Source organism: Rubellimicrobium aerolatum (genome assembly GCF_017872975.1).
Taxonomy (GTDB): Bacteria; Pseudomonadota; Alphaproteobacteria; order Rhodobacterales; family Rhodobacteraceae; genus Rubellimicrobium; species Rubellimicrobium aerolatum.
In genome coordinates, this window is sequence record NZ_JAGGJP010000002.1 from 390,523 (window position 1) to 407,442 (window position 16,920).

Here is a 16,920-nt window from a genome sequence, read left to right on the forward strand (position 1 = left end):
GCACGAAGCCCGGGGGCGTTGCGCGAGCCGGGCGTTGCGCGCCCGTTGCCGTCGGAGATCGTCAACGCTTTCCTGCGATTCTCCCCGTGCACGCAACACGAGGCCCCGCGCCGGGCCGCTCCCTCCTCCGCCTGCGCCGGGGCTGGCGGGGCGGGGAGGCGACCGGCGGGGGCGGAAAGGAGAACGACGATGAAGGGCGCCCCCTCGGGGGCCGGCAACAACGCGGTGGGCCAGCAGCGGCCAGATACCGGGACCGGGAGATCCTCCCCGGCGCCCCCATGACCCAGCCCGCTGGATGCAGCGGACCGGCCCTCCGCTGCGCGCGCGCCCCGCCCCCGCCAGCCGAGGACAACCGGAGGCCTCGCGGGGATTTAGTCTGTCCGGGTTCCAGCGCGCCGGGACCGCGCCCGCCGATCCCCTTCTTCTGACCCCAGGTGTCCGCGGGGAATCGCCGCAGGCGATGGGGCAGAGCCCCCTGCGGCGGACGTGGCGCGGCTCCCCTCGGACCCGCGCCCCGCCCGATCAGAACTCGAACGCCGCCACCACGTTGCGCCGCCCCAGCGTCATCGCGTCCGCCACATGGACCAGCGGCGACAGGTCCACGTCGCTCTCGCCCCGCCCGACCAGCTCGGCCATGCGGGCATAGAGCGCCGGATACTCCTCGACCTCCGACCCGTCCTGCCGCACCCCGTCGACCCAAAGCTCGTTCCCGCCCGAGCGCAGCGCGACCCTTGGCCCGTCCTCGGCCTCGATCTCGATGTCCCAGGTCTGCGGCCCGGTCTGGAGCCAGTCCAGCTCCATCGACACCCCGCGCGAGAACTCCACCCGCGCGGCGATGGGCGTCTGCCGCCCGTCCGGGAAGTCCAGCTCCGCCCGCACGACATGGACGGGCCGGGGCAGGATCTCCGTCAGGATCGACAGGGCGTTGATCCCCGGATCGAAGACCCCGAGCCCGCCGGGCTCGAACACCCACTCCTGCCCCGGATGCCAGTGGCGCACGTCCTCCTTCCAGGTGATCTTGCCCGCCCGGACCTCGCGCCCAGCCAGCGCCGCCTTGGCCCCGGCCACGCCCTTGCCCATGCGCGAATGCCAGGTCGCGAACAGCGTCACCCCCGCCTCGGCGGCGAGCCGCTCCAGCTCGTGCACCTCGGCCAGCGTCTGCCCCGGCGGCTTCTCCAGCATGACGTGCCGCCCGGCCTTCAATGCCTTCCTCGCGTACTGGAACCGCGGCTGCGGCGGCAGGCAGAGCGAGACCACCTCGATGTCCGGCCGCTCCAGCAGCATCACGTCGAAGTCGCGGAAGGTCGGCACGCCTTCCACGCTGCCCTGCCGGCTCACCGTCGCCGCCAGCTCCCACTCCGGCGAGGCGTCGATCGCCGGGACGTGCTGGTCCCTGGCGATCTTGCCCACGCCGACGATGCAGACCTTGCGGCTCATCAATGCGAGTCCTTCCCGACCGGAGCCCCACGGCAGCCCCGAAGGAAGTCGAGGTCCGCCCCGGTGTCCGCACCGCCCACGTGCAGGTGGTGGAGCATGGCGTAGCCCCCCTCGGGCGCCGTCGCCGCCGGATGCCACTCGGCCAGCCGCCGCGCGATCTCCTCGTCCGTGAGGTCGAGGTGCAGCCGCCGGTTCGGCACGTCCAGCTCGATCATGTCGCCATCCCGCACGATGGCCAGCGGCCCGCCCGCCGCCGCCTCGGGCGAGGTGTGCAGCACGACCGTCCCGTAGGCCGTCCCCGACATCCGCGCGTCCGAGATCCGCACCATGTCGGTGATGCCCTTCCGCAGGACCTTGGGCGGGAGCCCCATGTTGCCGACCTCGGCCATCCCCGGATAGCCCTTCGGCCCGCAGTTCTTGAGCACCATCACGCAGGTCTCGTCGATGTCGAGCGCCTCGTCGTTGATCTTGGCCTTGTAGTCGTCGATGTCCTCGAACACGACCGCGCGGCCCCGGTGCGTCATCAGCGCCGGCGTCGCGGCGGACGGCTTCAGCACCGCCCCGTTGGGCGCGAGATTGCCCTTGACCACCACGATGCCGCCCGACTGCGTCAGCGCCCTCTCGTTCGACAGGATCACGTCGTCGTTGTGGTTCTGCACGTCGCGGACCTGCTCCCAGGCGGTCTCGCCCGAGACGGTCAGCGCGTCGTTGTGCAGGAGCCCCATCTCGCCCAGCCGCTTGATGACGACCGGGAGCCCGCCCGCATAGAAGAACTCCTCCATGAGGTATTTCCCCGACGGCATCAGGTTCACGATCGTCGGCACGTCCCGCCCGCAGCGGTCCCAGTCGTCGAGCGTGAGGTCGATCCCCACCCGCCCCGCGATGGCGAGGAGGTGAATTACCGCGTTGGTGCTCCCCCCGATGGCCGCGTTGGTGCGGATGGCGTTCTCGAAGGCCTGCTTGGTCAGGATGTCCGACGGCTTCAGGTCGTCCTTGACCATCTGCACGATGCGCCGCCCCGAGAGCTGCGCCATCGTCCGCCGCCGCGAATCCACCGCCGGGATCGCCGCGTTCCCCGACAGCGCCATGCCCAAGGCTTCCGCCATCGAAGCCATCGTGGACGCCGTCCCCATCGTGTTGCACGACCCCGCCGACCGGCTCATCCCGGCTTCCGCCTCCAGGAACTCCTCCTGGGTCATCGTCCCGGCCTTCACCATCTCCGAGAACTTCCACAGATGGGTGCCCGAGCCCACGCGCTCGCCCCGGAAGTGCCCGTTCAGCATCGGGCCGCCCGTGACCATGATCGTGGGCACGTCGCAGGACGCCGCGCCCATCAGCAAGGAGGGCGTGGTCTTGTCGCAGCCCACGAGGCAAACCACCCCGTCGATCGGCTGGCCCCGGATCTGCTCCTCGACCGCCATGGCGGCGAGGTTGCGGAACATCATCGCCGTCGGGCGGAACGTGCTCTCGGACACCGAGAACACCGGCACCTCGACGGGGAAGCCCCCGGCCTCGTAGATGCCGTTCTTCACCTTCTGCGCCAGCACATCCAGATGCGCGTTGCAGGGGTTGAGCTCGCTCCAGGTGTTCAGGATGCCGATGACCGGGCGCCCGTCGAACATGTCATGCGGGTAGCCTTGGTTCTTCATCCAGCCGCGGTGATAGATGTTGTCGCGCGACGTGCCGCCCCACCACTCCTGCGAACGGAGCTTGCGGGGCCAGGGTGCGGGCGTGAACGCCATGGGAAACCTCTAGAGCTGACGGACGGTCGCGACGCCCTGATCGGCGTCCACGGCGAGAGGGTTGCGGAGAGCGAGCCCGAAGGCGGGGACCTCGATCTCGAAAACGTCGCCGGGCTCCGGCTTGATCCCGTCGGCGAAGCTCAACGTCGCCGTCCCGAACATATGAACGTGCACGTCGCCCGGCTGGCGGAAGATGCCGTACTTGAAGTGGTGGTGCTCCAGGTTGGCGAAGCTGTGGCTCATGTTGGCCTCGCCCGACAGGAACGGCTTCTCCCAGATCACCTGCCCCCCGCGCTTGATGCGCGACGCGCCCCGGATGTCGGCGGGCGGCTCGCCCACCAGGATCTCCGGCCCGAAGCTCGCGGGCCGCAGCTTGGAATGGGCGAGATACAGGTAGTTGATCCGCTCGGTCACGTGGTCCGAGAACTCGTTCGCCACGGCCCAGCCGACGCGGGCGGGCGTCCCGTCCGGGCCGATCACGTAGATCCCGACGATCTCCGGCTCCTCGCCGCCGTCCAGCGCGAAGGCCGGGGAGACCAGCGCCGCCCCCGGCGCGACCACGTGGACGCCGTTGCCCTTGTAGAACCACTCCGGCTGCACGCCGGGCAGGCTTGCGGGCTTGCCGTCCTCCAGCCCCATGCGGAACATCTTCATGGAGTCGGTGGCGTCGTCCGCGCTGGCCTTGGCGTGCATGGCGCTGCGGGTCGAGGCGCTGCCCAGGTGCGTCAGGCCCGTCCCGGTCAGGTGCAGGTGCGCCGGGTCCGGGTGGTGGATGGGGGCGAGCAGCCGCCCCTCCCCGGCCACCGCCACCAGGTCCACCGCCTCGCCCAGCCCGTGCGCCGCGACCGTCTCGGCCAGGGACCGGCCCGAGGCCAGCGCCTCCAGCGCCAGGTCCCGCACCGAGGCCGCGTCCTTCACGAGCGCCGCCTCCGAGCCGTCGCGCGCCACCACCCCGACCCCTCCCTCGGGCCGCCGGATCTGCGACAGGAGCATCATGTCCTCACTTGTTCTTGTTGTAGACGTCGAAGATCACCGCCGCGAGGAGCACGAGCCCCTTGATGACCTGCTGGTAGTCGATGCCGATCCCCAGGATCGACATGCCGTTGTTCATCACGCCCATGATGAAGGCGCCGATGATCGCCCCCACGATCCGGCCCGAGCCGCCCGTGGACGACGCGCCGCCGATGAACACCGCCGCGATCACGTCCAGCTCGAAGCCCGTGCCCGCCTTGGGCGTGGCCGAGTTGAGCCGCGCCGTCACGATCATCCCCGCCAGACCCGCCAGCGCCCCCATGTTGACGAAGGTCAGGAAGGTCAGCCGGTCGGCGTTGATCCCCGACAGCCGCGCCGCCTTGAGGTTGCCCCCGATGGCGTAGATGCGCCGGCCGACGGTCGTCGACTCCGCCAGGAAGGCATACAGGATCGTCAGCACCGCCATCGACACGGCGACGTTCGGGATGCCCCGGAACCCCGCGAGCTTCCAGCCGATGAACACCAGCGCCGCCGCCATGATGACGTTGCGGAGCCAGAAGATGCCCGTGGGCTCGACCTCCATCCCGTGCGCCATGTTGCGCGACCGCGACCGCATCCCCATGCCGAGGATCGCCAGCGCCGCGACCACCGCCACGACGAGCGCGAGCCAGTTCGGCCGGTCCGCCCCGAAGATGTCGGGCACGAAGCCCGTGGACAGCGCCTGGAAGGCGGGGGGGAACGGCCCGATGTTCTGCCCGCCCAGCAGCCACAGCGTCAGGCCCCGGAAGACCAGCATCCCCGCCAGCGTCACGATGAAGGACGGGATGCGCCAATAGGCGATCCAGTAGCCCTGCGCCGCGCCGATGATGCCGCCGACAACCAGCCCCGCCGGGATCACCGCCCAGACCGGCCAGTCGTAGTTGACCGTCAGCACCGCCGCGACCGCCCCCGTGAAAGCCGCGACCGACCCCACGCTCAGGTCGATGTGCCCCGCCACGATGACGAGCAGCATCCCCAGCGCCATGATGATGACGTAGCTGTTCTGGAGGAACAGGTTGGTGATGTTCTGCGGGTTGAGGAAGTCCACCCCGATCTGGGCCCGCACCAGCGCCACGAAGAACACCACGATGGCGATCAGCGCCAGCAGCATCCCATATTCGCGCAGGTTGTCCTTGAGGTAGGCCGCCCCCGACCGCCCGTTCGCGCTCAGGCCCTCGCCCTCGCGCAGGCCGCCGACCCCGGCCTCGCCCGGCCCCAGCCGGCTGTTGTTCACGTCAGCCATGCGCGGCCTCCATCTCCTGTTCCATCACCTCGTGCTCCCGCACGATCAGCGACATGATCTTCTCCTGGGTGGCCTCGGCGGCCGTCAGCTCGCCCACGAAGGCCCCTTCGGCCATGACGTAGATGCGGTCGCACATCCCCAGCAGCTCCGGCATCTCCGAGGAGATCATCACGACCCCGCGTCCCTCGGCGGCAAGCTGGTTCATGATCCCGTAGATCTCGAACTTCGCGCCCACGTCGATGCCGCGCGTGGGCTCGTCGAGGATGAGCACCCGGGGCTCGGTGAACAGCAGCTTGGACAGCAGCACCTTCTGCTGGTTGCCGCCCGACAGGTTCACGACCCGCTGGAAGACGTTGGGCGCGCGGATGTTCATCGCCGCCTTGAACCGGCTCGCGACCCGCTGCTCGGCCGCGTCGTCCAGCACGCCGCCCCGGGACACGCCCCGCAGGTTGGCGAGGCTGATGTTCGTCACGATGGGCTCGTCGAGGATCAGCCCCAGCGCCTTGCGGTCCTCGGTCACATAGGCCAGCCCCGCGCCGATGGCCTTGGGCACGGTGGACACGTCCACGTCCCGCCCGCCAATCCGCACGCGGCCCCGGATGTCCTTGCCCCAGCTCCGCCCGAACAGCGACATCGCGAACTCGGTCCGGCCCGAGCCCATCAGCCCGGCGATGCCGACGATCTCGCCCTTGCGGACGCGGAGCGCGATGCTCCGCAGGAAGTCGCGGTCGGGATGCTCGGGGTGCCGGGCCGACCAGCCCTCCACCTCCATCAGCACCTCGCCGGGGGTCCTGACCCGCTCGGGATAGCGGTGCGCCATGTCGCGCCCCACCATGTCCCGCACGATGCGATCCTCCGTCACCTCGCCCGCGTGGGCGTCGAGCGTGGAGACCGTCGCGCCGTCGCGGATCACCGTCACCCGGTCCGCGACCCGCCGCACCTCGTTCAGCTTGTGCGAGATGATGATGCTGGTGACGCCCTGCGCCTTCAGCTCCAGCAGCAGGTCCAGCAGCTTCTGGCTGTCGTTCTCCTGAAGCGCCGCCGTCGGCTCGTCCAGGATCAGCAGCCGCACGTTCTTGGACAGCGCCTTGGCGATCTCCACGAGCTGCTGCTTGCCCACGCCCATGTCGCCCACCGGCGTCGAGGGGGGCTCCTTCAGGCCGACCTTGGCCAGCAGCGCCGCCGTCCGGCCGTAGGTCTCGCGCCAGTCGATGACGCCGCCCCTCGCCCGCTCGTTCCCGAGGAAGATGTTCTCGGCGATGCTCAGCAGCGGCACCAGCGCCAGCTCCTGGTGGATGATGACGATGCCCGCCGCCTCGGAGTCGTGGATGCCGCGGAACCGCGCCTCCTCGCCGGCGAAGCGGATCACGCCCTCGTAGGAGCCGTGCGGATAGACGCCCGACAGCACCTTCATCAGGGTGGACTTGCCCGCGCCGTTCTCCCCGCAGATGGCGTGGATCTCGCCCTCGCGGACCTGGACCGTCACGTCGTCGAGCGCGCGCACGCCCGGGAATGTCTTGGAGATGCCCTGCATCTCGAGGAGGACGCTCATCGCCGCACCCTTGTCACGAATGAAACGGGGGGCGCCCGCGCGAACGGGCGCCCCCCGGAAAGTCAGGTCACTGGACCTCTTCGGCCGAGTAGTAGCCCGAGCCGATGACGATCTCCTCGTAGTTCGAGGCGTCCACGGCCACGGGGACCAGCAGGTAGGACGGCACGACCTTGACGCCGTTGTCGTAGGTCTCGGTGTCGTTGACCTCGGGCTCCTGGCCTTCCAGGACCGCCTCGACCATGCCCACGGTCACGCGCGCCAGCTCGCGGGTGTCCTTGAACACCGTCGAATACTGCTCGCCCGCCATGATCGACTTGACGGACGGCAGCTCGGCGTCCTGCCCGGTCACGACCGGCATCGCCATGTCGCCCGAGCCGTAGCCCACGCCCTTGACCGACGACAGGATGCCGATGGACAGGCCGTCATAGGGCGACAGCACGCCATGCAGCGTCTTGTCGCCGTAGTTCGCGGACAGGATGTTGTCCATGCGCGCCTGGGCGGTGGCGGGGTCCCAGCGCAGGGTGCCGACCACGTCCATGCCCATCTGGCCGGACGGGATCGCCACGTCGCCCGCGTCGATCAGCGGTTGCAGGACCGACATCGCGCCGTCGTAGAAGAAGAAGGCGTTGTTGTCGTCCGGGGAGCCGCCGAACAGCTCGACGTTCCAGGGCTTCTGGTCCGGGAACCGCGCCTTGAGGCCGTCCACGAGCGAGGTCGCCTGGAGCACGCCCACCTGGAAGTTGTCGAAGGTGGCGTAGTAGTTGACGTTCGCGCTGTCGCGGATCAGCCGGTCGTAGGCGATGACCGGGATGCCGGCGGCGGCCGCGTTCTCGAGGGCCGAGGACAGCGTGGTGCCGTCGATGGCGGCGATCACCAGGGCATCGACGCCCTGCGAGATCATGTTCTCGATCTGCGACAGCTGCGTCGGGATGTCGTCCTCGGCGTATTGCAGGACGGTGCCGTAGCCGGCGGCCTGGAACTGCTCCTCCATGGAGCGCCCGTCCGAGATCCAGCGGGCCGAGGACTGCGTGGGCATCGCGATGCCGACGGTGCCCTTGTCCTGGGCGAAGGCGGGGGCGCCGAGGCCCACGGCAAGGGTGACGGCGGCCAGGGCCGCGGAGACGATCTTCATTGGTTCCCTCCCATTGCGCCGCGCGACCGTCGCGCGGACGCAGCGAAACGCCGACGGCCCTCGTCGGGGGCCTCGGCTGGCCGGGAAGATGCCGGGCCTTGCCGGGCAGGTCAAAGGACAATATGCCATGGTATACATACCAGGACTGATATGAATGGACGCAACTGTTAACGGTAACAGCCGCTTTCTTCGGCGCGGGCTGAAGATTGTCCACCTCCGCCTCGCCGCCGCCCTGGGCGAGACCGGGGCCATCGGCATCGCCGCCGCGCGGGTGGGCATCAGCCAGCCTGCCGCCTCCCGCCTCCTCGCCGAGATGGAGGAGATCGCCGGCCGCCCGATCCACCTCCGCTCCGGGCGCGGCATCCAGCTCACGCCCGAGGGGGCGGCGCTCGCCCGCCGCGCCGCCCGCGCCCTGGCCGAGATCGGCGCCGCCGAGCGCGAGGTCGCCGACCTCGGGCGCGGCCTCTCGGGCCATGTGCGCCTGGGCGCCGTCACCGGCCCCGCGCTCGACCGCGTGCTGCCCGCGCTGCGCGCCGCCCGCGTGGCGCTGCCCCTCGTCACCACCGAGGTCGTCGTCGCCCCCTCCGACCCGCTCTGCGACCTCCTGCTGTCGGGCGGCGTCGATTTCGCCCTCGCGCGGCTCGCGGGGGGCCGCGACCCGTCGCTCTTCGACCTCCAGCCGCTCGAGGACGAGCCGGTGAGCCTCCTCGTCCGCCCCGGCCACGCCCTCGCCCGGGCCGGGGCCATCGCGCCCGCCGACCTCCTCGCCTACGACTGGGTGCTGCCCGAGCCCGGCACCCTCCTCCACCGCACGGTGCTCGAACGCCTGGCGGCCCTCGGCCTGCCGCCGCCGCCCGGCCGCCTGTCCACCTCCTCGTTCCTCCTCACGCTCGCCATGCTGCGCGAATCGAACGCCATCGCCCCGCTCGCCGCCGCCGTCGCCCGCCGCTTCGCCGCCGGGCCCGAGGCGGGGCCCGAGGCCGGGCTGGTGGTCCTGCCCATCGACCTCGGCATCGTGGTGCCGACCTACAGCCTCGTCACCCTGCGCGGCGCCCGCCTCACCCCCGCCGCCGAGCGGCTGCGCGACCTGATCCAGGCCCAGACCGCCTAGCCCCGCACCGGGCTTGAAGGCCCCGTCCCTTGGGCGCAGACTGCCGGCCAAACCAGCACCCGCCCGAGGCCAGATCCCATGGACACGCTCTACGACCGCCAGAACGACCCCCGCGCCGTCATCGAGGCCGACCGCGCCCATGTCTGGCACCACCTCGCCCAGCACAAGCCGTTCGAGCCCGGCCCCCACGCCCTCGACCCCCGCATCATGGTCGAGGGGCACGGCCTGCGCGTCTGGGACATCACCGGCAAGGAATACCTCGACTCCGTCTCGGGCGGCGTCTGGACGACCAACATCGGCTACGGGCGCGAGCGTGTGGCCAACGCCGTGCGCGACAGCATCCTCAAGCTCTGCTTCTGGGCCGGCGCGCAGGGCACCATCCCCGGCGCGCTCTACGCGGAACGCCTGATCGAGAAGATGCCCGGCCTGTCCCGCGTCTACTACGCCAACAGCGGGAGCGAGGCCAACGAGAAGGCCTGGAAGATGGTCCGCCAGATCAGCCACAAGCACCACGGCGGCCGCAAGTCCAAGATCCTCTACCGCGACCGCGACTACCACGGCACGACCCTCGCCGCCCTCTCCGCCGGCGGCCAGCAGGAGCGGAACGCCATGTACGGCCCCTTCGCGCCCGGCTTCGTGCAGGTGCCCCACTGCCTCGAATACCGCGCCGGGGAGCTGGCGGGCGAAGGCTACGGCGAACGCGCCGCCGCCCAGATCGAGGAGGTGATCCTCCGCGAAGGCCCCGACACCATCGGCGCGCTCTGCCTCGAACCCATCACCGCCGGCGGCGGCATCATCGTCCCGCCCCAAGGCTACTGGGAACGCGTGCAGGAGCTCTGCCGCCGCTACGACATCCTCCTCCACATCGACGAGGTCGTCTGCGGCTTCGGCCGCACCGGCACCTGGTTCGGCTACCAGCAATATGGGCTGCAACCCGACATCGTGACCATGGCCAAGGGCGTCGCCTCCGGCTACGCCGCCATCTCGGCTTGCGTCACGACCGAGGCCGTCTTCGACCAGTTCAAGGACGACACGGACCGTCTCGGCTACTTCCGCGACATCTCCACCTTCGGCGGCTGCACCGCCGGCCCCGCCGCCGCGCTGGAGGTCCTCGCGATCACCGAGGAGGAGAACCTCCTCGCCAACTCCACCCGCATGGGCGCCTATCTCTCATCCCAGCTCCAAACCCTCATGTCCCGCCACCCCGCCATCGGCGAGGTCCGCGGCCTCGGCCTCTTCCAGGGCGCCGAGCTGGTCGCCGACCCCACCACCCGCGAGCCCCTCCCCGAGAAGCAGGTGCAAGCCATCGTCGCCGACTGCCTCGCCCAGGGCGTCATCATCGGCGCGAGCAACCGCTCGATGCCCGGCTTCAACAACACGCTGCTGTTCGCTCCGGCGCTAATCGCGACGGAGGGGGATATTGATCAGATCGTGAACGCGGTGGATGGGGCGATTGGACGGGTGGTGGGGTGAGGCGAGAGTCTGATTCTACCTAATCAATCTTCATAGTCGTCGGGTTTAGGGAGCTGTTTGACCTCGTCGGGAGGGGGGAGTTGGCTATACTGCTCAGTCCTCCCCCTTGCTATACCTGCAATCTCGCGGATGCGGTCCGTAAGTGGCTTTACGTCATCACCGAATTTCCCGGCTACCTCGCCTACATCACTCACCCCTCCAAGGATCACATCGAAGAGTCCCTTAGGCTGGTTTAGTTGCTTCTCAATAGCGTTAATCCTGTTAAGGAGACGCCTCTTGTGGGCATCATCAAACAGACTTGACGCAAGAATGATTCTTCGCATCTCACCGCAAAGCGTGAAAACTCTAGCTTTATCGTCGGCGTTCAACTCAAACGTCGGGGTTACATCCAACAGGTCCGACTCGGCTTCTGCTTTCTCTCGGTCCTCGGCAGCTTCACTTTCTCGGGTTTCCAGAAAATCCAGATAGCCTGCTAGGCGACTAAGATAAGTAAGCGCCTTTTCGGGCTCTTGTCGTTGAACGCATTTTTCCAGATCATCAATAATCGAGGATATGGCTTGCCTGTCACTTTCGGGCAGAGAAGAGGCATATCCTTTAATCCTATACACAGACCTAAAATCTACCTCTTTTCTCCCCAAATGTTCATCAAGTTCGTTTTTAAGATACCAAGCGTGCAAATGAGTGCTCCGCGCATTGATAGGCCACGTGGCTCGCATCTACAAACCTTTCGGCGAAAAGCAAGCTGGATTGATATGCTGAAAGAACTTTCTCCGGTCCCTAAACCCGCTTCAACATGGCCATCGACCCATGCAGCAGGTGTAAGCAAGCGTAGGGTGGGTGGTTCTTCTCCGCGAAGCGGAGGTCACCCACCACCCCACACCATAGAGCAGCGCACGAACCCGCCCGCAATCGGCGAAACCACCCTACTCCCCCAGCCGCCTCGGCAAATCCATCGCCCCGTGCAGTACGGCCACGACGACGACCTCCTCGGCGACCTCCTCCCAGACGACCACATGCGCGCCGACCCGCGCGAACATCTGCCTCTCGGGCATCCGCTCGCCCCAGACCTTGCGGCAACTCCGCCCGATCAGCGCGTCCTCGGCGATCCGTCCGAAGGCGTCGATCAGGTCGGCCTCATAGGCCTCCGCCTGCCGGGGGCCAAAGCGATCCAGGGTCCAGGCGAAGATGTCGACAAGGCTCGCCTCGACCTCGGGATCGACCCGCAGGACGCGCGTCACTCCGCCGCCTTGGCGGCCTGGCGGGCCTCGTGGGCGGCGCGGGCCGTGCGGAAGGCCCGACGCACCACCTCCTCGCCGGTTCCTGGCGCCCGCTCGCCCGCGACGGCCCGTTCGTGCGCCCGGTGGAGCCGCTCCGCGAGCGCGTCCATGCGCGCTTCGTCGTCCTCCAGCAGCCGCACCCCGGCCCGGATCGCCTCGCTCGCGTTCTGATAGCGGCCCTTCGCCACCAGCCCGTCCACCACCCCCGCGAGATGATCCGTCAGCACCACGTTCCGAGTCGGCATCGCACCCTCCCTGATCCATTGGCAATATATGCCAACCTCCCGACGAGTCCACAGGCGGGGCGGGCGGCCCGCCTCACGACGGTCACGCCCGCGACCCAGCCCCACCCCCTTCCGCGACACGAAGCCCCCCCGCCCTTGGCCTTCCCCGCCCCGCGCCCTAGCCTCCCCCCGACCCCAAAGGGACCGCGCCCATGACCACCGACGACCACCCCTTCCTGTCCCGTGTGCCCCCCCACGCGCCCGCCGCCCTCCTCGCCCAGGCGCGCGGCCTCCCCCCGCCGCGCGTCGCCCTCGTCAACGCCGGGGCCGCCACCCCCCTCCAGGGCCTCCGCGAAGCCTGCGACGCCGGCCTCGCCGAGCCGATCCTGCTGGGCGAGCCCATCAAGATCCACGCCGCCGCCGAACGGATCGGTTGGGACATCCGCCCCTTCCGCCTCGTCGCCGCGCCGGGCGAATCCGCCGCCCCCCGCGCCGCCCAACTGGCCGTGGCGGGAGAGGCCGACGCCATCATGAAAGGCCAGATCCACACCTCGACCTTCCTCAAGGGCCTCCTGCCCTCGGCCATGGGCCTGCGCGACAAGGGCGCGACCTGCGGCCACGTCTTCCACGTCACCGTGCCGGGCTCCGACCGGCCGCTGTTCCTGACCGACGCCGCGCTCAACGTCGCCCCCGACCTCGCCACCCGGCAGGCCTGCCTCGCCCATGCCGTGCGCCTCGCGGAACTGACCGGCACCGCCCAGCCCCATTGCGGCCTCCTCGCGCCGTCCGAGGACGTGACCGCCGCCGTCCCCTGCACGGGCGAGGCCGCCGCCATCGCCGCCTGGGCCAAGGGCGCGCTGCGGCAGGCGGTGGTCGAAGGCCCCCTCGCCCTCGACCTGATGCTGTCCCGCCGCGCCGCCGAGGTGAAGGGCGTGGCCTCCCGCATCGCGGGCCGCGTGGACGTGATCCTCGTGCCCGAGCTCAACGCAGGCAACGCGCTCTTCAAGCTGATGACCCTCGGCATGGGGGCCTGCGCGGGCGGCGTGGTCATGGGCGCGCGGGTGCCGATCCTGCTCACCTCGCGCGGGCAGGGCGCGCCCGACCGCATCGCCTCCGCTGCGCTCGGCGCCATCCTCGCCGCCGAGGCCCGGTCGAGGCGGGCCGCCGCATGATCCTCGTCGTCAACGCCGGCTCCTCCTCCGTCAAGGTCGCGCTCTTCACCCCCACCCTGCGCGAGGTCCTGCGCGGCTCCGTCACCGAGATCGGCGCCACGGGCGAGTTGACCCTCGGCCCCGCCCGCCAGCCCGTCCGCGCCACCGACCACGGCGCGGCGCTGGCCTACCTCCTCGCCATGCTGGCCGCGTCCGGCCACCCGGCCCAGAACCTCACCGCCGCCGCCCACCGCGTCGTCCACGGCGGCGCGACCCTCACCGCCCCGCGCTTCCTCGACGACGCGACGCTCGCCGAAATCGAGGCCTGCGTCCCCCTTGCCCCCCTCCACAACCCCGCGAACCTCCAGGGCATCCGCGCCCTCCAGCGCCTCGCCCCCGACCTCCCCCAGGTCGCGAGCTTCGACACCGCCTTCCATTCGACCGTCCCCCCGGTCGAATCCACCTACGCCCTCCCCGCTCCCCTGCGCGACGGGGGCCTCCGCCGCTACGGCTTCCACGGCCTCAGCTACGCCGCCCTTGCGTCCCACCTGCGCGACCGCAACGAACTCCCCCGCCGCCTCCTCGCCTTCCACCTCGGCAACGGCGCCTCCGCCTGCGCCCTCCTCGACGGCGCGTCCGTGGCCACGACCATGGGCTACTCCCCCCTCGACGGCCTCGTGATGGGCACCCGCACGGGGAGCATCGACGGCATGGCCGTCCTTGCCATCGCCCGCACCCAAGGCATCGAGGCCACCGAGACCCTCCTCAACCGCGCTTCCGGCCTGAAGGCCCTCGCCGGCACCTCCGACATGAGAACGCTGCTGGCCCGCGACGACGCCGAGGCCCGCTTCGCCATCGACCACTTCTGCCATTGGGCCATCCGCCAGGGCGCGGGCCTCGCCGCCGCGCTGGGCGGCCTCGACGCCCTCGCCTTCACCGGCGGCATCGGAGAGAACGCCACCCCCATCCGCACCCGCATCGCCCAGGGCCTCGCCTTCCTCAACCCGCAGGCCCCCACCCACGTCGTCCCCGCGCAGGAGGAGCGCCAGATCGCCGCCGACGCGTCGGCCCTCCTCCCCTTGCCGTCCTGACCGGCCCGCGCTACGCCCCCGCCCCATGACCGTCGCCGCCCTCTACGACGCCCGCGCCCGCGAGGGCCGCCTCGCGCCCGACCCCGGCCAGCGCGCCACCCTCCCCGCCCTCGACCGCCTGCGGACGGACCTCCTCCAGCCCCCGCGCCGGAGCCTCTTCCGCAAGCCCCGCCCCGTGCGTGGTCTCTACCTCTGGGGCGACGTGGGGCGCGGCAAGTCCATGCTGATGGACCTCGCCCTGCAATCCATGGGCGAGGCCGTCCCCACCCGCCGCCAGCACTTCCACGCCTTCATGCAGTGGGTCCAGGCCGCCCTCGCCCGCGCCCGGCAGACCGGCACCGACGACGCCATCCTCCCCGTCGCCGACGAGATCGCCGCCACCGCCCGCCTCCTCGCCCTGGACGAGATGCAGGTGACCGACATCGCCGACGCGATGATCCTGGGTCGCCTGTTCCAGCGCCTCTGGTCGCAGGGCGTCACCCTCCTGACCACCTCCAACCGCCCGCCCTTCGACCTTTACAAGGACGGCCTCAACCGCGCGCTCTTCCTGCCCTTCATCGCGATGATCGAGGCCGAGTGCGACGTGGTGGAGCTCGCCTCCCCCACCGACCACCGCCAGGGCCGCCTCCAGGGCGCGCCGCGCTACTTCTGCCCCGTGGACGCCGCATCCCGCGCCGCCATGGCCGCCATCTGGGCCGACCTCACCGGCGGGCAGGCCCAGCCCACCACCCTCCGCGTCTACGGCCGCGACGTGGAGATCCCGGCCTTCCACGACGGCTGCGCCCGCGCCACCTTCTACGACCTGTGCGGCCGCCCCCTCGGCCCCGCCGACTACCTCGCGCTCGCCGCCGCCGCCCGCGTCCTCCTCATCGACGAGATCCCGCGCCTCGGCTCCGAGAACTTCAACCAGGCCCGACGCTTCGTCACCCTCATCGACGCCCTCTACGAGGCGCGCGTCACCCTCATCGCCGCCGCTGCCGCCCCCCCCGACCGCCTCTATGTCGAGGGCGAAGGCTCCTTCGAGTTCGCCCGCACCGCGTCCCGCCTCATGGAGATGCAAGCCGCCGACTGGGGCCGTCTGGCGGACGCCCCCGACGCGCAGTAAAAGGGCCCCGCCAACCCCAAACCGGAGCCCCTCCCCATGCAGAACAGCGAGATCGCCGAGCGCCGCAAGACCGCCATCGCGCGGGGCGTGGGGATGCAGACCCAGATCTACGTGGACCGCGCCGAGAACAGCGAGGTCTGGGACGTGGAGGGCAACCGCTACATCGACTTCGCCGCCGGCATCGCCGTGGTGAACACCGGCCACCGCCACCCGCGCGTGATGGCAGCGGTCAAGGCCCAGCTCGACAGCTTCACCCACACCTGCCACCAGGTCCTCCCCTACGAGAACTACATCCGCCTCGCGGAACGCCTGAACGCCCTCGTCCCCGGCGACTTCGACAAGCGCACCCTGTTCGTCACGACCGGGGCCGAGGCGGTGGAGAACGCGGTCAAGATCGCCCGCGTCGCCACCGGCCGTAACGCCGTGATCGCCTTCGGCGGCGCCTTCCACGGCCGGACCTTCATGGGCATGGCGCTGACCGGCAAGGTCCAGCCCTACAAGGCGGGCTTCGGCGCGATGATGCCCGACGTGTTCCACGTCCCCTTCCCCATCGGCCTGCACGGCATCAGCACGGATGACGCGATGGCCGGCATCCAGAAGCTCTTCAAGGCCGACCTCGACCCCGCCCGCGTCGCCTGCATCATCCTCGAACCCGTGCAGGGCGAGGGCGGCTTCTACCCCGCCCCCCCGGAACTCATGCGCGCCCTGCGGGCCCTCTGCGACGACCACGGCATCGTGCTGATCGCCGACGAGGTGCAGACCGGCTTCGCCCGCACCGGCAAGCTCTTCGCGATGGAGCATTACGACGTCGCCCCCGACCTCACCTGCATGGCCAAGGGCCTCGGCGGCGGCCTCCCCATCGCCGCCGTGACGGGCAAGGCCAGCATCGTGGACGCCGCCAACCCCGGCGGCCTCGGCGGCACCTACGGCGGCAACCCGCTCGGCATCGCCGCCGCCCACGCCGTCCTCGACGTGATCGCCGACGAGGATCTCTGCGCCCGCGCCAACGCGCTCGGCTCCCGCCTCCGCCAGCACCTCGAATCCCTGCGCGACCGCGTGCCCGAGATCGCCGACATCCGAGGCCCCGGCTTCATGGTCGCGGTCGAATTCAACCTCCCCGGCACCCACACCCCCGACCCCGACTTCACCAACCGCGTGAAGCTGGAGGCGCAGAAGCGCGGCCTCATCCTCCTCACCTGCGGCGTCTACGGCAACGTGGTGCGCTTCCTCGCCCCCATCACCATCCCCGACGAGGTGTTCAGCGAGGCTATAGGCATCCTGGAGGACTCGGTCCTCGCCGCCCGCGCCGCCTGATCGCGGGGGAGTCGGGACGGCTCCACCCCGTCGGGCGGGCTTCAGCCCGCCATGCGC

General features: G+C 70.3%; 15 protein-coding genes. 6 read left to right on the forward strand and 9 right to left on the reverse strand.

Annotated elements, in window-relative coordinates; translation table 11 throughout:
- Positions 1 to 522 precede the first annotated feature (522 nt).
- The 6 genes from J2Z33_RS04045 to chvE form a co-directional block, all read right to left on the reverse strand.
- On the reverse strand, positions 523 to 1,437 hold the full coding sequence (locus J2Z33_RS04045; RefSeq protein WP_209838113.1) for a Gfo/Idh/MocA family protein: 915 nt from the start codon (positions 1,435 to 1,437) through the stop codon (positions 523 to 525).
- Positions 1,437 to 3,179: an L-arabinonate dehydratase gene (gene araD, locus J2Z33_RS04050; protein WP_209838114.1), complete on the reverse strand. Its 1,743-nt coding sequence runs from the start codon at positions 3,177 to 3,179 to the stop codon at positions 1,437 to 1,439. Before araD ends, J2Z33_RS04045 begins: the two co-directional genes overlap by 1 nt.
- Before the next feature lie 9 nt (positions 3,180 to 3,188).
- Positions 3,189 to 4,175 (reverse strand): AraD1 family protein, encoded by a 987-nt coding sequence (gene araD1 / locus J2Z33_RS04055; RefSeq protein ID WP_280922874.1) that lies wholly within the window; start codon positions 4,173 to 4,175, stop codon positions 3,189 to 3,191.
- A 4-nt stretch (positions 4,176 to 4,179) separates the two neighbouring features.
- On the reverse strand, positions 4,180 to 5,433 hold the full coding sequence (gene mmsB, locus J2Z33_RS04060) for a multiple monosaccharide ABC transporter permease (RefSeq protein ID WP_209838116.1): 1,254 nt from the start codon (positions 5,431 to 5,433) through the stop codon (positions 4,180 to 4,182).
- Positions 5,426 to 6,985, reverse strand: coding sequence for a multiple monosaccharide ABC transporter ATP-binding protein (gene mmsA, locus J2Z33_RS04065; protein WP_209838118.1), 1,560 nt, complete (start codon positions 6,983 to 6,985; stop codon positions 5,426 to 5,428). Before mmsA ends, mmsB begins: the two co-directional genes overlap by 8 nt.
- 67 nt (positions 6,986 to 7,052) lie before the next feature.
- Entirely contained in the window at positions 7,053 to 8,117 is a 1,065-nt protein-coding gene (gene chvE / locus J2Z33_RS04070; RefSeq protein WP_209838120.1) for a multiple monosaccharide ABC transporter substrate-binding protein, read from the reverse strand.
- A 154-nt stretch (positions 8,118 to 8,271) separates the two neighbouring features.
- Between chvE and J2Z33_RS04075 the strand changes: the two genes are divergently transcribed.
- Positions 8,272 to 9,228 carry a LysR family transcriptional regulator gene (locus J2Z33_RS04075; protein ID WP_209838122.1) on the forward strand — a complete coding sequence of 319 codons (957 nt, stop codon included), beginning with the start codon at positions 8,272 to 8,274 and terminating at the stop codon, positions 9,226 to 9,228.
- A gap of 78 nt (positions 9,229 to 9,306) precedes the next feature.
- The gene (locus J2Z33_RS04080) at positions 9,307 to 10,701 is read left to right on the forward strand and encodes an aminotransferase family protein (protein ID WP_209838124.1); all 1,395 of its coding nucleotides are present in this window, start codon (positions 9,307 to 9,309) and stop codon (positions 10,699 to 10,701) included.
- 23 nt (positions 10,702 to 10,724) lie between these two features.
- Here the strand turns inward: J2Z33_RS04080 and J2Z33_RS04085 are convergent, their stop codons facing one another.
- From J2Z33_RS04085 to J2Z33_RS04095, 3 genes are all read right to left on the reverse strand, one after another.
- The gene (locus J2Z33_RS04085; RefSeq protein ID WP_209838126.1) at positions 10,725 to 11,378 is read right to left on the reverse strand and encodes a hypothetical protein; all 654 of its coding nucleotides are present in this window, start codon (positions 11,376 to 11,378) and stop codon (positions 10,725 to 10,727) included.
- Between the two features lie 246 nt (positions 11,379 to 11,624).
- Positions 11,625 to 11,939, reverse strand: a complete 315-nt coding sequence (locus J2Z33_RS04090) for a type II toxin-antitoxin system RelE/ParE family toxin (protein ID WP_209838128.1) — start codon at positions 11,937 to 11,939, stop codon at positions 11,625 to 11,627.
- Positions 11,936 to 12,223, reverse strand: coding sequence for a type II toxin-antitoxin system ParD family antitoxin (locus tag J2Z33_RS04095; protein ID WP_209838130.1), 288 nt, complete (start codon positions 12,221 to 12,223; stop codon positions 11,936 to 11,938). Before J2Z33_RS04095 ends, J2Z33_RS04090 begins: the two co-directional genes overlap by 4 nt.
- A 191-nt stretch (positions 12,224 to 12,414) precedes the next feature.
- Here J2Z33_RS04095 and J2Z33_RS04100 point away from each other — a divergent pair, with 191 nt between their 5' ends.
- The 4 genes from J2Z33_RS04100 to J2Z33_RS04115 are packed head-to-tail and all read left to right on the forward strand — an operon-like array spanning position 12,415 to position 16,863.
- Complete coding sequence (locus J2Z33_RS04100; protein ID WP_209838132.1) at positions 12,415 to 13,374, forward strand: phosphate acyltransferase; 960 nt, start codon at positions 12,415 to 12,417, stop codon at positions 13,372 to 13,374.
- Positions 13,371 to 14,444 carry an acetate/propionate family kinase gene (locus tag J2Z33_RS04105; RefSeq protein ID WP_209838134.1) on the forward strand — a complete coding sequence of 358 codons (1,074 nt, stop codon included), beginning with the start codon at positions 13,371 to 13,373 and terminating at the stop codon, positions 14,442 to 14,444. The genes J2Z33_RS04100 and J2Z33_RS04105 overlap by 4 nt, the downstream gene beginning before the upstream one ends.
- A 25-nt stretch (positions 14,445 to 14,469) precedes the next feature.
- Positions 14,470 to 15,549: a cell division protein ZapE gene (gene zapE / locus J2Z33_RS04110; protein ID WP_209838136.1), complete on the forward strand. Its 1,080-nt coding sequence runs from the start codon at positions 14,470 to 14,472 to the stop codon at positions 15,547 to 15,549.
- Positions 15,550 to 15,585: 36 nt separating this feature from the next.
- Entirely contained in the window at positions 15,586 to 16,863 is a 1,278-nt protein-coding gene (locus J2Z33_RS04115; RefSeq protein WP_209838138.1) for a 4-aminobutyrate--2-oxoglutarate transaminase, read from the forward strand.
- Positions 16,864 to 16,920 lie beyond the last annotated feature (57 nt).

Coding starts and splice junctions, on each gene's coding strand:
- J2Z33_RS04045 (WP_209838113.1), bottom strand. CDS start 1,437: ATGAGCCGCAAGGTCTGCATCGTCGGCGTGGGCAAGATCGCCAGGGAC.
- araD (WP_209838114.1), bottom strand. CDS start 3,179: ATGGCGTTCACGCCCGCACCCTGGCCCCGCAAGCTCCGTTCGCAGGAG.
- araD1 (WP_280922874.1), bottom strand. CDS start 4,175: ATGATGCTCCTGTCGCAGATCCGGCGGCCCGAGGGAGGGGTCGGGGTG.
- mmsB (WP_209838116.1), bottom strand. CDS start 5,433: ATGGCTGACGTGAACAACAGCCGGCTGGGGCCGGGCGAGGCCGGGGTC.
- mmsA (WP_209838118.1), bottom strand. CDS start 6,985: ATGAGCGTCCTCCTCGAGATGCAGGGCATCTCCAAGACATTCCCGGGC.
- chvE (WP_209838120.1), bottom strand. CDS start 8,117: ATGAAGATCGTCTCCGCGGCCCTGGCCGCCGTCACCCTTGCCGTGGGC.
- J2Z33_RS04075 (WP_209838122.1), top strand. CDS start 8,272: ATGGACGCAACTGTTAACGGTAACAGCCGCTTTCTTCGGCGCGGGCTG.
- J2Z33_RS04080 (WP_209838124.1), top strand. CDS start 9,307: ATGGACACGCTCTACGACCGCCAGAACGACCCCCGCGCCGTCATCGAG.
- J2Z33_RS04095 (WP_209838130.1), bottom strand. CDS start 12,223: ATGCCGACTCGGAACGTGGTGCTGACGGATCATCTCGCGGGGGTGGTG.
- J2Z33_RS04100 (WP_209838132.1), top strand. CDS start 12,415: ATGACCACCGACGACCACCCCTTCCTGTCCCGTGTGCCCCCCCACGCG.
- J2Z33_RS04105 (WP_209838134.1), top strand. CDS start 13,371: ATGATCCTCGTCGTCAACGCCGGCTCCTCCTCCGTCAAGGTCGCGCTC.
- zapE (WP_209838136.1), top strand. CDS start 14,470: ATGACCGTCGCCGCCCTCTACGACGCCCGCGCCCGCGAGGGCCGCCTC.
- J2Z33_RS04115 (WP_209838138.1), top strand. CDS start 15,586: ATGCAGAACAGCGAGATCGCCGAGCGCCGCAAGACCGCCATCGCGCGG.